The sequence below is a fragment of the Streptomyces sp. NPDC059695 genome (genome assembly GCF_042733785.1).
GTDB lineage: Bacteria > Actinomycetota > Actinomycetes > Streptomycetales > Streptomycetaceae > Streptomyces.
In genome coordinates this window covers 24150-37208 of the sequence record NZ_JBHWFF010000026.1, presented here as the reverse complement: position 1 = coordinate 37208, position 13059 = coordinate 24150, and the positions used below count along the sequence as shown (strand labels likewise).

General features: G+C 73.3%; 8 protein-coding genes. 4 read left to right on the top strand and 4 right to left on the bottom strand.

Annotated elements, in window-relative coordinates; genetic code table 11:
- Positions 1–117: 117 nt before the first annotated feature.
- Together ACFV2S_RS28050 and ACFV2S_RS28045 are read right to left on the bottom strand one after the other, a co-directional pair.
- Positions 118–3420, bottom strand: a complete 3303-nt coding sequence (locus ACFV2S_RS28050) for a S8 family serine peptidase (protein ID WP_385564698.1) — start codon at positions 3418–3420, stop codon at positions 118–120.
- 465 nt (positions 3421–3885) lie between these two features.
- Entirely contained in the window at positions 3886–5478 is a 1593-nt protein-coding gene (locus ACFV2S_RS28045) for a hypothetical protein (protein ID WP_385564695.1), read from the bottom strand.
- A gap of 222 nt (positions 5479–5700) precedes the next feature.
- On the opposite strand from ACFV2S_RS28045, the gene ACFV2S_RS28040 reads away from it, so the two are divergent.
- Positions 5701–6369, top strand: coding sequence for a class I SAM-dependent DNA methyltransferase (locus ACFV2S_RS28040; protein ID WP_383790455.1), 669 nt, complete (start codon positions 5701–5703; stop codon positions 6367–6369).
- A 43-nt stretch (positions 6370–6412) separates the two neighbouring features.
- Complete coding sequence (locus ACFV2S_RS28035; RefSeq protein WP_385564692.1) at positions 6413–7051, top strand: hypothetical protein; 639 nt, start codon at positions 6413–6415, stop codon at positions 7049–7051.
- Between the two features lie 86 nt (positions 7052–7137).
- Here ACFV2S_RS28035 and ACFV2S_RS28030 read toward each other — a convergent pair whose 3' ends face one another.
- Positions 7138–7980 carry an alkaline phosphatase family protein gene (locus tag ACFV2S_RS28030; protein ID WP_385564689.1) on the bottom strand — a complete coding sequence of 281 codons (843 nt, stop codon included), beginning with the start codon at positions 7978–7980 and terminating at the stop codon, positions 7138–7140.
- Between the two features lie 38 nt (positions 7981–8018).
- Positions 8019–10148, bottom strand: a complete 2130-nt coding sequence (locus ACFV2S_RS28025; protein ID WP_385564686.1) for an alpha-galactosidase — start codon at positions 10146–10148, stop codon at positions 8019–8021.
- Positions 10149–10343: 195 nt separating this feature from the next.
- On the opposite strand from ACFV2S_RS28025, the gene ACFV2S_RS28020 reads away from it, so the two are divergent.
- Positions 10344–11534, top strand: coding sequence for an ROK family protein (locus ACFV2S_RS28020; protein ID WP_385564683.1), 1191 nt, complete (start codon positions 10344–10346; stop codon positions 11532–11534).
- Between the two features lie 120 nt (positions 11535–11654).
- Positions 11655–12944, top strand: a complete 1290-nt coding sequence (locus ACFV2S_RS28015) for an ABC transporter substrate-binding protein (RefSeq protein ID WP_385564680.1) — start codon at positions 11655–11657, stop codon at positions 12942–12944.
- Positions 12945–13059: the final 115 nt, after the last annotated feature.

Genomic DNA, 13059 nt, shown 5'->3' with positions numbered 1-13059 from the left:
CCGCGCGGGGCGGGCGCGCCGGCCCGCCGCCGCGCCGCCCGCCCCCCCCCGCCCCCCCGCGGCCGGGGGCCGGGGCGCCCCCCCCCGCGTCCGGCGACCGAGGTCACCGGAGGGACGTCACTTGCCGAGCCACGCGTTGTGGACGGTCACCGTCGACGTGTTGCCCTGCTTGTCCGTGACCTTGGCGGAGAGCGCGATGCCGCTGTCCTTCGCCGGGCTCTTCACGGAGATCAGCCCGCCCACGACCTTCGCGGACTGCCAGGTCGTCCCGCCGTCGTAACTCACGGACACCGCGAGCGACTTGAGGTTCGCACCGGCCGCCGCACCCTGCACCGTCACCGGCACCAGGACCTGGACGCGCTCGGGGAGACGCGAGCCGAGGTCGACGGGGGCCGCGAAGCGGACCGTGGACACCGGCAGCGCCGTGGTGGCCGCGACCTGCCCCGAACGGAACGTGAAGCCGGTCTCGATCCGGGTGGAGACCGCGGTCGCCTTCGCCGGGCGCTCCACGGACGCCGTCAGCCGGTACTCGGCGTCGGCGGCGTCGACCGAGAACGGCTCGTAGCCGCTCAGCGGGTCGGTGCTCTCGGCGACCTTCACCCCGTCGCGGTACAGCGTCGAGGCGGACGAGGTGTACGGGACGGTCCCGGCGTGCCCCTCGCCGTCGGAGGCGAGCGGCACGGCGCCGACGATCCGCTGCGCGCCCGTCACCGGGTCGACCGTGCGGAAGACGCCCATGCCCTCACCCAGGAGCGGGCCGGTGACACCCGTGTTGAAGGTCTCGCGGTACGTGCGGCCGGCCTCGTAGCGCTTCGGCGCGACCATCTCCCAGGCGCCCTCGAACGCCGGGTAGCCCCACTGGTCCTTGTCGCCCAGCTGGTTGTACCGGGTGAGCCACTTGGCACCGTCGCCGGTGGAGACGTAGAAGGTGCGTGTGCCCGGCGCCGGCTGCGGCGCGGAGAAGCCGTTGCCCTCCGGCGCGCCCGGCAGATGGGCGTACGGGGAGACGAGCGCCGTCTTGCCGGGCGCCGGGGCGCCGAGACCGACCTTGAGGGTGGCCAGCTCGTTCGCCTTCACGTGCTTGGTGTAGCCGGTCGCGACCGTGCCGGTCTTTCCGCCGAAGGCGACCGAGTACTGGCTGGTGGCGTCCTTCAGGAAGTGCGCGTCCCAGGTCTGCAGGAGGGAGCCGTCGGTGACGGCCGGCCCCATGTGGGCGGTGCGGAAGCCGGTGAAGCCCCGCAGGACCCAGCCGTTGCCGACACGGCCGATGCCGGCCGTCGCGACCTCGTAGTACGTGCCCGCGTAGTCGGCCTTGTCGATGCCCGGCACGGTCAGGTCGACCGGCCTGGTGGTGCGCGCGTCGGAGACCACCGTGGTGTCGCCGGTGATCTCCAGCTTCGGCTGAGAGATCCAGTCGGTGCCCGCCGTGTAGTCCGACGGGTCCTGGTAGACGGCCGTGTTCAGCGTGTACGAGCCCTTGGGCACCCGGATCGTGTGGGCGCCCGGCTCGTTGTCGACACGGGCCTGGAAGTTCGCCGCGGGGCCGCCGACGCCGGTGAGCGTGGTGGCGAAGTTCTGGGCGTCGGCGCCGTCGCGGCCGAGGGTCCGGACGGTGAGGTCGTACGACTCCGCCTCCCGTACCGCCACCGCGGCCGTACGGACGGACCGGCCCCCGCCGGTGGCGGTCACGTAGCCCGAGTAGGTGCCGTCGGCCTCGCCGACGCTGGTGTCGGCGACGAGGTCGACCTCGGCGGTCCCGCCGGCGGGCACGGTCACCTTCGAGGCGCCGAGCGTGAAGAACCCGGCCGGGGCGGGCTTGCCGGACGGGTCCACCGTGGACACCGACAGGTCCAGGGTGACGTTCGTGTCCCCGAGGTTGCGGTAGGCGACCTTCTTGGTCACGGGCTTGTCGTCCTGGTGCGGCCAGAGCGCCGTGCCGTAGTTCAGCGACACCGGCTCGGCGATGACGTCCACGTTCAGCGCCTGATCGACCTGGACGCGGCCCGTGCCCTGCTCGAAGGCGGTGTAGGCGCCGCCCTTGGTGGAGCCGGTCAGCGCGCCCTTGAGCTCGGCGGACTTCCAGCCGGGGTGCCGCTGCTTCAGGATGGCGGCGGCGCCCGCGACGTGCGGGGTGGCCATGGAGGTGCCGTCGATCGTGAGGTAACCCGGAGCGGGGTGCGGCGTGCCGGGGCGCGTGTCGATGGCGCTGCCGGGGGCGGCGGCCGCCGTGATGGCGACGCCGGGCGCGGTCACGTCCGGCTTGACGGCGCCGTCGCCGACGCGCGGGCCGGTGCTGGAGAAGGGAGCCAGCCTGTCGTCCTTGTCCACGGCGCCGACGGTCAGCGCGGAGTCCGCGCTGCCCGGGGACCCCACGGACGACGGCCCCGTCTCGCCCTCGTTGCCCGCAGCGATGGCGAACAGGATGCCCTTCTCGGCGGTCAGCCGGTCGACCGTCTCCTCCAGCGGGTCGACGCCGGGGCTGTCGGGGCCGCCGAGGCTGAGGTTGACGACGTCCGCGCCTTCGGCGGCGGCCCACTCCATGCCCGCGATGACGGCGGAGTCGTCCCCGAACCCCTCGTCGTCGAGGACCTTTCCGCTGATCACCTTGGCGCCGGGGGCGACGCCCTTGAACCGGCCGCCGGACTTGGCGCCGGTGCCGACGGCGATCGAGGCGACGTGCGTGCCGTGCCCGACGCGGTCCACGGCGTCGGCGGACGCGGAGAAGTTCTTCTCGCCCACGACCTGCGTCTTCAGGTCGTCGTGGGTCTTGTCGACGCCGGTGTCGAGGACGGCGATCTTCACGCCCGTGCCGTCGAACCCGGACTCCCACGCCTTGTCGGCGCCGATCTGGCGGACGCTGCGGTCGAGGCTCGCGCCGCGCACCCCGTCCAGCCACACCTTGTCGATGCCGGAGGCGGTGGTGCGCAGCCCGCTGGTCTGCGGGTTGGTCAGCGCCTCCCACACCCGGGCCACGTCCTCCGGGGACGTGCGGATGGCGTCGGCGTCGAGCGTCGGGAAGGTACGGCGCAGCTGGGTGTCGCCGGCCGAGCGGACCTCGGCGCGCGCCGCGCGGGCGTCCACCTGGTACTGCACGATCAGCTTGAGCCCGGCGCGGTGGCTCTTCCGCAGCCGCGGGTCGGTGAGCACCTTGAGGTCGAAGAGCCGCTGGTCGAGGCGGCCCGTGGCGATCAGGCGCCGCGCGTCGGCGGGCACCACGAGGATCTGGTCCCCGGTGCGCTGCACCTGGACGGGTATGTGTTCACGGCCCTTGGCGGCCTCGAAGCCCACCATCCTGCCGTCGGCGTCCACGACCACGCGGTCGCCGGTCACGAGCGGGATCCGCTCGGTGCCGCCGAGGCGCGTGGTGTCGCCCGGTGCGGCCGCCGCGGTCGCGGCGATCGCCGTCGCGGGGCCTGTCATGCCTGCCACGAGGGCCACCGATGTGGCCGCTGCGATGGTGAAGGCGCGTGCTCTCTGCACGTGTGCGCGCAAGTCTCCCCCAGGAGCTTGGGATGAGGTCGAGTGGTTGGTTCCGGCCGGGCCCACGAGGGCGCCCGTCACCGGTCAGCGCAGTATGTGAGGAGCGAAAGGCGTGATCAACGCGGCTGGGGGAGTGGGGCGTTGATTCGCATGGTTTCCGGCCACCGTGCAATGCCCGAGTGCGATGGGGCCACGATGGGAATGTGACCGCACCGTGACGGCGGGGCGATCCTTGTGCGACGGCGGGGGCCCCGGGCCCCGCTCGGGGCAGTCCTCACGGGCTTTTCGGGGACCGGGGTCCGGGCGAGGGGAGCGCGTCCTTCCTCTTGGCCGTTTCCGTACCCGGGGAGGGTGCCCTCCGGGTACGGGAACGGCAGGCCGGGACGCGCCTCCGCCCCGCCGCCGCTACGGCCGGGTGCCGAGCCGGCTCAGCTTGTGCCCGTACAGCACGCGCTGGCAGTAGTCGGTGCCCGCCGGGTCGGCGGAGTCGCGGTTCGCCGTGCAGTCGGAGGCCGACGCCGGGCGGTGCTCGGAGAGGGACCAGAGCCGTCCCGTGCCGCGCTCGACGTAGAGGTCCTCGGCACCCCGGGCCGTCTTGACGGCCGCCCCCTTCGCGGCCAACCGGCCGTCGCTCCAGCCGAATCGCCAGAGGTTGCCCGGCTCGTCGGTGCCCTTCGACTCGTTGACGTACAGCGTGCCGTCCTGTGCCGCCGCCCCCTGGGCGCCGCCGCCCGCGAGCGGCAGGTAGTTGGCCCAGCCCTGCGCGGTCACGTCGGCGGAGCGTCCCTCCAGGTCCGCGACCGGGTACGAGGCGACGCGGCCGGTGGACGTGAGGTCGCCCTGCGGACGGCAGTACTCGCCCATGATCAGGCGGTCCGGGGTGGTGCTGCGGTCGAGCGAGATGTACGAGGCCTTCGGGGCACCGGTGTCGACGCAGGCGTACGAACCCGCCGGATTGCCCTGCTTCGCCTTGAACTTCCACGCGGCGACCTGCGGCATCACATAGCGGTAGCCGAAGCTGTACCAGACGTTGTCGTGCCGCCCGACCTTGGTCTTGTCCTCGGTGTTCGCGGTGGTCCTCACCCCGTCGGTGTCGCTGCCCATCGCGTCGTGCGTGGTGGGGTCGCCGTCGGGGTCGAGGTCCATGATGGAGCGCATGTCGAAGACGCGCAGGCCGTTGCGGGTGTCGGCGACGTACAGGTAGTTGCCGTACCAGACGATCCCGCCGGCGTGGACGCCCTTCTGGATCGGGTACTCGGAGGCGTGCAGGCCGTCGAAGGAGACGTGGTCGGCGGAGTTGACGTAGGTCCAGCCCAGCAGGACGTGCCGGTACTTGATCTCCGAGACGCCGGAGGCGGGGTTGACCCGGCTCTGCACGAAGGTGATCCGGACGCCCTTCTGGTTGCAGGCGTCGTCGGCCTCCAGCTCGGCCGCGGTGCAGTCGCCGGTCGCCGGGTCCGGGTCGTTCTCGCGGCCCGGGTCCCAGCCGTCGTACGAGGCGAACAGCTGGATGTTCCCGGCGGTGCCCCACAGCTCGTCGTCCTGGGCGTCGGACACGCCGGTGAAGCCCTGGGGGACCCACTCCCGCGAGACGGAGTCGTCGTTCTGGAGGCAGTATGTGATGTCCGGGTCCGGCGCCGTGCCGAACGGGTCGCGCGAGCACCACGGCTGCACGGTGCGGTTCGCGCCGGCCAGGAGGTTCTGCACGCCCGACTTGGGGACCACCGAATCCAGGCGGGTGACGCGGGTGGTGGTCTCGGCGTTCAGCTCGCCGGGCGACAGGGTGAAGTCGCCGGGCGAGGCCGCGCCGCCGGGCGAGCTCACGGCGGCCGTGAACGCGGCGGCAGGCGCCTCGGTCGCGAGCGGCTGCTGGACCGTCGGGTCCGGGACGTCCGCCGGGACGTCCCGGGCCTGGGCCGGGGCCACCAGGGCGGTGAGAGCGAGCGCGGCCGCGGCGGCCGTCGTGAGCCAGGCGCGGCGTATTCGCCTTGAGGGCATGCGGGGTTGCCTCCGTCGGTCGTGTGTCGAACAAGTCGAACGGAGGGTTCCAGAACGCCGGACCGAAGGGCCACCCGGTCCGCGCGTCGCCAATGCCCCCTATGAGAGGGGCGGTTGGGGCGAAGTCGCCCGTTCGGGCGCCCCTCGGCGCAGGATCTGCCGCTGATCCGCACACGATCCGCACCGGGGTCCGGCCGGGCGGCGCGCTCCTATGATGGGCCGATGTGCGCCCACCGAATCGACCGCCCGTCCGATCTCGACGTGGTCCGTGAGTCCTACGACCGCGTGGCCGACAACTACGTGGACATGGTGCTGACGACGGGAGTGGGCGACATCCGCCGCCACCCGTGGTTCAAGGCGTCGATCGACGCCTTCGCCGACAGCGTGGGCGGCTCGGGGCCCGTCCTGGACGTCGGCTGCGGACCCGGAACGGTGACCGGGTACCTCGCCGGGCGCGGACTCGACGTGAGCGGGGTCGACCTCTCCCCCCGCATGATCGAGAACGCGCGCCGGCTCCACCCCGGGTGCCGCTTCGACGTCGCCTCCGCCACCGAACTCGACCTCGCGGAGGAGTCCCTCGCGGGCGTGCTCGGCTGGTGGTCGCTGTTCAACCTGCCGCGCGAGGTCCTCCCGCAGGTCCTGGCGATGTTCGCGCGCGCCCTGAAGCCGGGCGGCCACTTCATCACCGCGACCCACGTCGGCGACGAGGACTTCCTGCGCACCGAGGCCTACGGCGGCGTCCCGGTCCGCTGGACGACCCACAAGTGGCGCCCGGAACAACTCGTCGCCCTGATCGAGGAGGCGGGCCTGCACCCGGTCGCCGAACTCCGCGTCCCCGCCGACGAACACACGGGCCCGGGCGTGGTCGTCATGGCGAGACGCCCCGCCTGAGGGTTTCTGGCGCTGTCGGCGGCGGACGCTACCGTCCCGTGCCATGAGTTTCCTGAGCGCGTGGGCGATCAGCAGTCACACGGACGACGTCATCGCCGGGCTGTCCCCGCACCTGCTGCCGGCGATGCGTGCCGATCGCGCCCACGCGGAGGCGGAGCGGCGCTGGCATCGGTGGAGGAGGAACCCGCTCCCCGACCACCGGACCTGGTACTCCCGCGGCGGCGAGGGCGCAGAGGGGCGAACCAACGCCATCGAGTCGTTCCGCGCGCTCACGGCACCCGGCGCCCACGTCGACGACGTGTGCGCCGGGAGCGCGGATCCCTCCTTCTCCGTGCTGGACGACGTCTGGGAAGGGCAGGACGACGACGGCATGTTCATCAGCGTCCACCGGAAGGAGTACGCGGTCCAGGCGCTGTTCCACGCCATCGGTCCGGCACGCGCGGCGCTGCTGCCGGGCTGGTGCGGGACCTTCCTGCTCACCGCGGCCCAGGTGCGCGAGAGCCTGCCGGGCGTCGAGCGCGCCCTGTCCTTCACCCCGGCCGAACGCGCCGCCGCTGAGGCGCGGGACTGGCTGGACTACGGCGAGGGCGAGGAGAGCGTGCTCGACGGACCGTTGCGCGTGTGGCGCACGGCCGCTCGTGAGGGGCTGGGCCTGTGCGGAGTGGCCGTACACCTCGGCTGAGGCGGCGGTCGCGGTGCCCGGCGACTCGTCGTGGTGGAGAGCGCCGGGGGGAACACCCTCGCCCCGACGGCCGTCGCCTCACCCGGTCAGTGCGTGAAGGGCGTGCCGTCCAGGGTCCAGTGGGGGTCGGGGGTGATCCCGAGCGCCGTGTACACATGGGCGGCGACATCGGCGTGGTGGAGCCGGGCGGGGGGCTCGCCGGGGGTGAGGCCGGGGCCGCGTGCGGCGATCCAGGCGGTGCGTTCCAGGAGGCTGCGGCCGCCGTGGCCGCCTTCGTCGCGATGGCCGTGGTCGGTCACCACGATGACCGTCCACCGCTCCGCCGCGTACCCGGGCCGCCCGCGTACGGCGTCGAGCAGCCGGCCCAGACGCGCGTCGGCGGCCTCGATCGCCCGGCGGTACTCCTCGCCGCAGCCGAGGAAGTGGGCGGTCTCGTCGACGGCGCCGAGGTAGACGAATCCGGCGTGGAGCTCCTCGTCGAGGCCGAGGAGGTGCTCCGCGTCGTCGGTGACCCTGTCGTCCACCTCCTCCCACGCCTCGGGGGTGTCCTCGTGGGGGGCGGTGTAGCGGAGCCGGGTGGGGGCGACGAAGAGGGGGCCGCCCTGCCGGGCGAGGAACAGGGGTTCCCAGCCGCCGACCGCGAACGTCCGCCGTCCGCAGTCCTTCGCGAGGCGGGTCGTGAAGTCGGGGAAGACGTCGAGGCGGTTGCCGTCGAGGCGGTTGCCCCAGACGCCGTGCTTGGCGACACCGACGCCGGTGACGACGGTGGTCCAGCACGGACCCGACATCGTGGGCGTCACGGAGTCCACCTCGACGGGGGCGAGGAAGCCGGCGCGGGCGATCCCGTCCAGGTGGGGCGTGTGCAGGCCGGGGAGGAGGTCGTGTCGTACGCCGTCGATGCCGACGACCAGGACGCGGGCGTTGTCCATGGGGAGTTCCAGGGGCTCGTGGGTGGAGGCGGGGGCGTTCAGGAGGGGACGCGGCGGAGCCGGATCAGGCTGCTGGCGTGGTCGCCGTCGGGCAGCCGCGGGTCGATGCCGTGGCGTACGAGCACGGCGCCGCTGTGCACCCGGTCCGTCTCCAGGTCCCGGTAGTGCGCCCCGGGGTCGAGCGCGGGCAGCCGCACCGGGTCGGGGCGGTGGCCGAAGCGCGTCGTGGGGCGCCAGGTCAGGAGCACGTGCTCGCCGTCGTCCGGCGCCGCGTAGTGGACGGCGGTCACCGGGCCGTCGGCCGGGGACACCCGGTGCTGGTGCCCGTGCTGGACGAGCGGGCGGATCGCCTTGTACGCGGTCACGAGCGCGGCCGTCTCGTCGAGTTCGTCCTCGGACCAGGACGTCAGGTCGCCGCCGAGGCCCAGGGCGCCCGCCATGGCGACGTGGAAGCGGAAGCGCAGGGGGGTGCGCCGGCCGGTGGCGGTGTTGGGGCTGTCCGTGACCCAGGCGGCCATGGCCTGGGCGGGGAAGAGCTGCCCGAAGCCGTTCTGGATCCCGATCCGGTCGACCGGGTCGGTGTTGTCCGAGGTCCAGGCCTGGTCGGTGCGGGCGAGGATGCCGAGGTCGACGCGCCCGCCGCCGCCCGCGCAGGCCTCGATCCGCAGGCCCGGGTGCGCGACGCGGAGCCGGTCCATGATGCGGTGCACGGCCCGGGTGTGGTCGATCCACAGCCGGTCGGGGTCGGGGTGGCCGTCCCAGCCCGCCTCGGTGAAGGCCCGGTTGGCGTCCCACTTCAGCCAGTCGACGTCGTTCTCGCGCACCAGGCGGTCGAGGGTCTCCCCGGCCCAGGCCTCGACCTCGGGCCGGGCGAAGTTCAGCACGAGCTGGTTGCGGAGCTCGGTCGCGTCGAGCCGGGGGGAGTGGACGACCCAGTCCGGACGCGCCCGGTACAGCTCGCTGTCCCGGTTGACCATCTCGGGTTCCACCCAGAGCCCGAACTCCATGCCGAGGCGGTGCACCTCGTCGGCGAGGGGGCGCAGCCCCCGGGGGAAGGCGTCGGGGCGGGGGGTCCAGTCGCCGAGCCCGGACCGGTCGTCGCGCCGGCTGCCGAACCATCCGTCGTCCAGGACGAACAGTTCGGCGCCGACGCGGGCGGCGAGCCCCGCGAGATGGATCTGGCCGGCCTCGTCGACGTCGAACCCGGTGGCCTCCCAGGAGTTGTAGAGGACCGGCCGGTCCCGCTCGGGCCCGGGCAGGACGTGCGCGCGGACGTACCGGTGCCAGGCGCGGCTCGCGGCGCCGAAGCCGTGCGGGGTGTACAGGCCCGCGTACACCGGTGTGCTCAGGCTCTCGCCGGGCCGCAGGGTCCAGCCGATCCCCTCGTGGCCGAAGCCCCCGGTCCAGGTGGTGCGGCCGCTCGGGTCGCGGTGGACCGTGATCCGCCAGCTCCCGCTCCAGGCGAGCGCGGTGCTCCAGACCTCGCCCCCGTCCTCGGTCGCGGTGCCGTCGTCCACGGCCAGCCAGGGGCTCGCGTGGTGGCTGGTGAGACCGCGACGGCTGGTCAGCACGGTCTCGGCGACGGGAAGCCGGTCGCGCTGGAGCCGGAACTCGCTGTTCCAGCCTCCGACCAGATGGCTGAGCCGGTAGTCGGGCAGCGGCGGTGCGGTCCAGGACGCCGAGTCCAGGCGGCCGACGCCGACCGGGTCCTGCGGGCCGTCCGGGGCCCCGGTGTGGGTCAGTTCCGTCCAGCGCTCGATGACGTCGGTGCCGGTCCGGACCCGGTAGCAGAGCTCGGCCCGCAGCGGCCGGTGCCGGTCGACGAGGCGCAGCCGGAGTTCCCCGCCGTCGACGGTGTGACCGGCGAACCGCCACTGGGCGCCCCGGGTCCCGTCGGCGAAGCGGACCTGAAGGCCGGCGGGGCCGAAGCGCGCCCCGGTCTGCGGCGCGAGTTCGTCGGCCGCGGCGTCGGCCTCGAAGCTGCTCGCCGCGGGGGAGACCGCGTCCGGCACCTCGGCGAGCGCCGCGGTGTCCAGCGGCGGGCCCCAGTAGAGGTGCCGGGGGCTGCCGTCGGAGGCGAGGCGCAGCGCGTAGAGGCTGTTCGGGGTGCGCAGGACCGCGATGCCGGAGCGGGGGTCGAAGGAGACGGGAGGGAGCGTGGCGTGCACGGATGGGTCCCCTGAGGTGTCGTGAGGAACGGTGCGGAATCCGGGGCGCCTCGGAGGCACGGCGGCGCGGCACACGGGGGAGAGCGCCGCGTTCGTGACGTCCCGAGGGGGCACGGAGGCGGGCCCGAGCGTAGGGGGACCCCAACTCCCAAATCAATACTGGAAGAAGTTATTTATTTGCTCTATGTTGCTCCCGTGTTTCGACAACGCTCCCAGCCTCTGGTCAGTGCGCCCGCCGAGACAGCGGTCCTCGCCCTGCTCCTCGCGGAGGGACCCCTGAGCAGAGTGGAACTGGCCCGGCGGACCGGACTCTCCTCCACGGCCGTGACCAAGGCGGCCAGACCCCTCATCGACGACGGCTATCTGTACGAACTCCCGCCGGAGCGCACCGCACCCGGTGCCGGCCGGCCGGTCAACCCGCTCGCGGTCGCACCCGACCGTGAGTACTTCATCGGACTGAAGATCAGCTCCGACCAGGTCTTCGGCGCCGTGTGCGATCTGCGGGCCGGGATCCGGGCCACGGCCGCGCGCCCGCTCGGCGACTGCACCCCCGGGGCGGCCGCGGCCCTCACCGCCGAGGTCGTCGACGAACTGCTCGACGCCGAGCCCGCGTTCCGTCCCCGCACCCGTCACCTCGGGGTCGCGGTGAACGGGGACGTGGACCGGGACAGCGGGCGGCTCCGCCACTCCGGCCTCCTCGGCTGGCGCGACGTGCCGCTCGCCGAACTCCTCACCGCGACCACGGGGTTGGCCGTCACCGTCGAGAACGACGTCAGGGCCCTCACCGTCGCGGAACACTGGTTCGGGGAGGGCATCGGCACCGAGTACTTCGCACTGGTCACCATCGGCGCGGGCATCGGATCCGCCCTCGTCGTCAACGGCCAGCTGCTCAGGGGGGCGTACGGTGTCGCCGGCGAGGTCGGACACCTGTGCGTCGACCCGGCGGGGCCGCGCTGCCGCTGCGGCGCCCGCGGCTGCGTCGAGGCGATCGCCTCGACCCACGCGATCCTCGCCGCCGTCCGCGAGGCCACGGTGAACCCGGGCCTCACGTTCGACGAGGTCGCCGACCTGGCCAGGGAGGGACACCCGGCCGCCCGCGAGGCCTTCGCCCGTGCCGGGCACGCCATCGGGGTCGGCATCTCCGCACTCGTCAATCTCGTCGGCCCGGAACGGGTCGTCGTCAGCGGCGAAGGCGTCGACGCCTACGACCTGTTCAGCCGCCACATCCAGGACGCCTACGCCGCACACGCCTTCGGGGCGGCCTCCCGGTGCCCGCTGTCGCTGCGCCCGCTCCCCTGGGAGGAATGGGCCCGCGGCGGTGCGGCCGTAGCGATCCAGGCGCTCTTCCCGCAGTACGCGGTCACCACCACGACCGGCGCCGGCTGAACGTCCCGCAGCCGTCGCGTACCACTCCCTGGCCGACGCCCCCTCTGCCGGCAAGCACTGACGAAGGCGCCGGCCAGGCAAGCACATCCGCCCCGCCCCACCCTCACCCAAGGATGCGACATGAGCACACGCAGATCCGAGCTTAGCCGACGCGGATTCCTCACGGGATCGCTGATCGTCGCCGCGGGCACCGTCCTGCCGACCACCGCGTGCAGCACCGACCCCGTCGGCGGAGCCGCCGGCTCCGGCGCGAAGACCACCCTCAACGTCTGGTACCACGCCTACGGCGAGACCGGGACCCAGCAGGCCGTGCTCCGCTACGCCACCGCCTTCACCAAGGCCCACCCCGACATAGCCGTGAAGGTGACGTGGGTTCCCGGTGACTACTCGGGCAAGATCAACGCGACCCTGCTGACCGACGCCGCCCCCGACGTCTTCGAGATCGGCGACTTCAGCGAGAGCCTCGCCCGCCGCGGCCAGATCGCCGCCCTCGACGACGTGTACGGGGACGCGAAGAGCGACTTCAACACGAACGCCGTCGAGGCCGTCACCGTCGACGGCAAGCTCTACGGCGTCAAGATGATCGACGACGTCATGATGCTCTACTACCGCAAGAGCGCCCTGGCGAAGGCCGGGATCACCCCGCCCAGGTCCTTCGACGAGCTCGTCGCCGCGGCGAAGGCCCTCACCACGAAGAAGAGCAAGGGCCTGTTCCTCGGCAACGACGGTCTCGGCGACTCCGGGATCCTCGCCGTCTTCTCCAACGGCGGCGACCTCGTCACCCCCGAGGGCAAGGTGGCCTTCGGATCCCCGCAGGCCCTCGAAGCGCTCAAGGGCCTGAAGCGCCTGCACGACGACAAGTCGCTGCTGCTCGGCTTCACCACCGACTGGTGGGACCCCGCCGCCCTCACCCAGGGCGTCGTGCCGATGCAGTGGAGCGGCCTGTGGGCGATGCCCGCGATCAAGGACGCGCTCGGCGACGACTTCGGCGTGCTGCCGTGGCCCGCCTTCAAGGCCGGCGGCGCCCCCGTCGTCCGCGTCGGCGGCTGGACCAGCATGGTCAACGCCAAGGGCAGGAACGTGGCGGCCGCCAAGAAGTTCGTCCAGTGGCTCTGGGTCCAGCAGTCGGACCTCCAGAAGGACTTCGCCGAGAGCTACGGCTTCCACGTCCCGCCCCGCACGTCCGTCGCGGCATCCGCCGAGAAGCTCGCCGAGGGCACCGCCAGGGAGGCCGTGGTCCTCGCCGACCGGCACGGGAAGCACTACCCGGGCACCTGGGACTCCGCCGTGAGCAACACCTTCAACGCGGCCGCCGTCAAGATCGCCGAGGGGCAGGGCGATCCCGCCACCCTCCTGGCCGACGCCGTCAAGAAGGCCCAGAGCGAGATCGACAAGCAGCTCGGCCGATGAGCTCGGCCACGGACACCACGCCGAAGTCCGGGCGTGCCGGGCGCCCCCCGGCTCTACCACGGGGGGCCGCCCCGGACCGCCGGGGGCGGACCCGGCCGTGCGGGGGGGGCGCGGG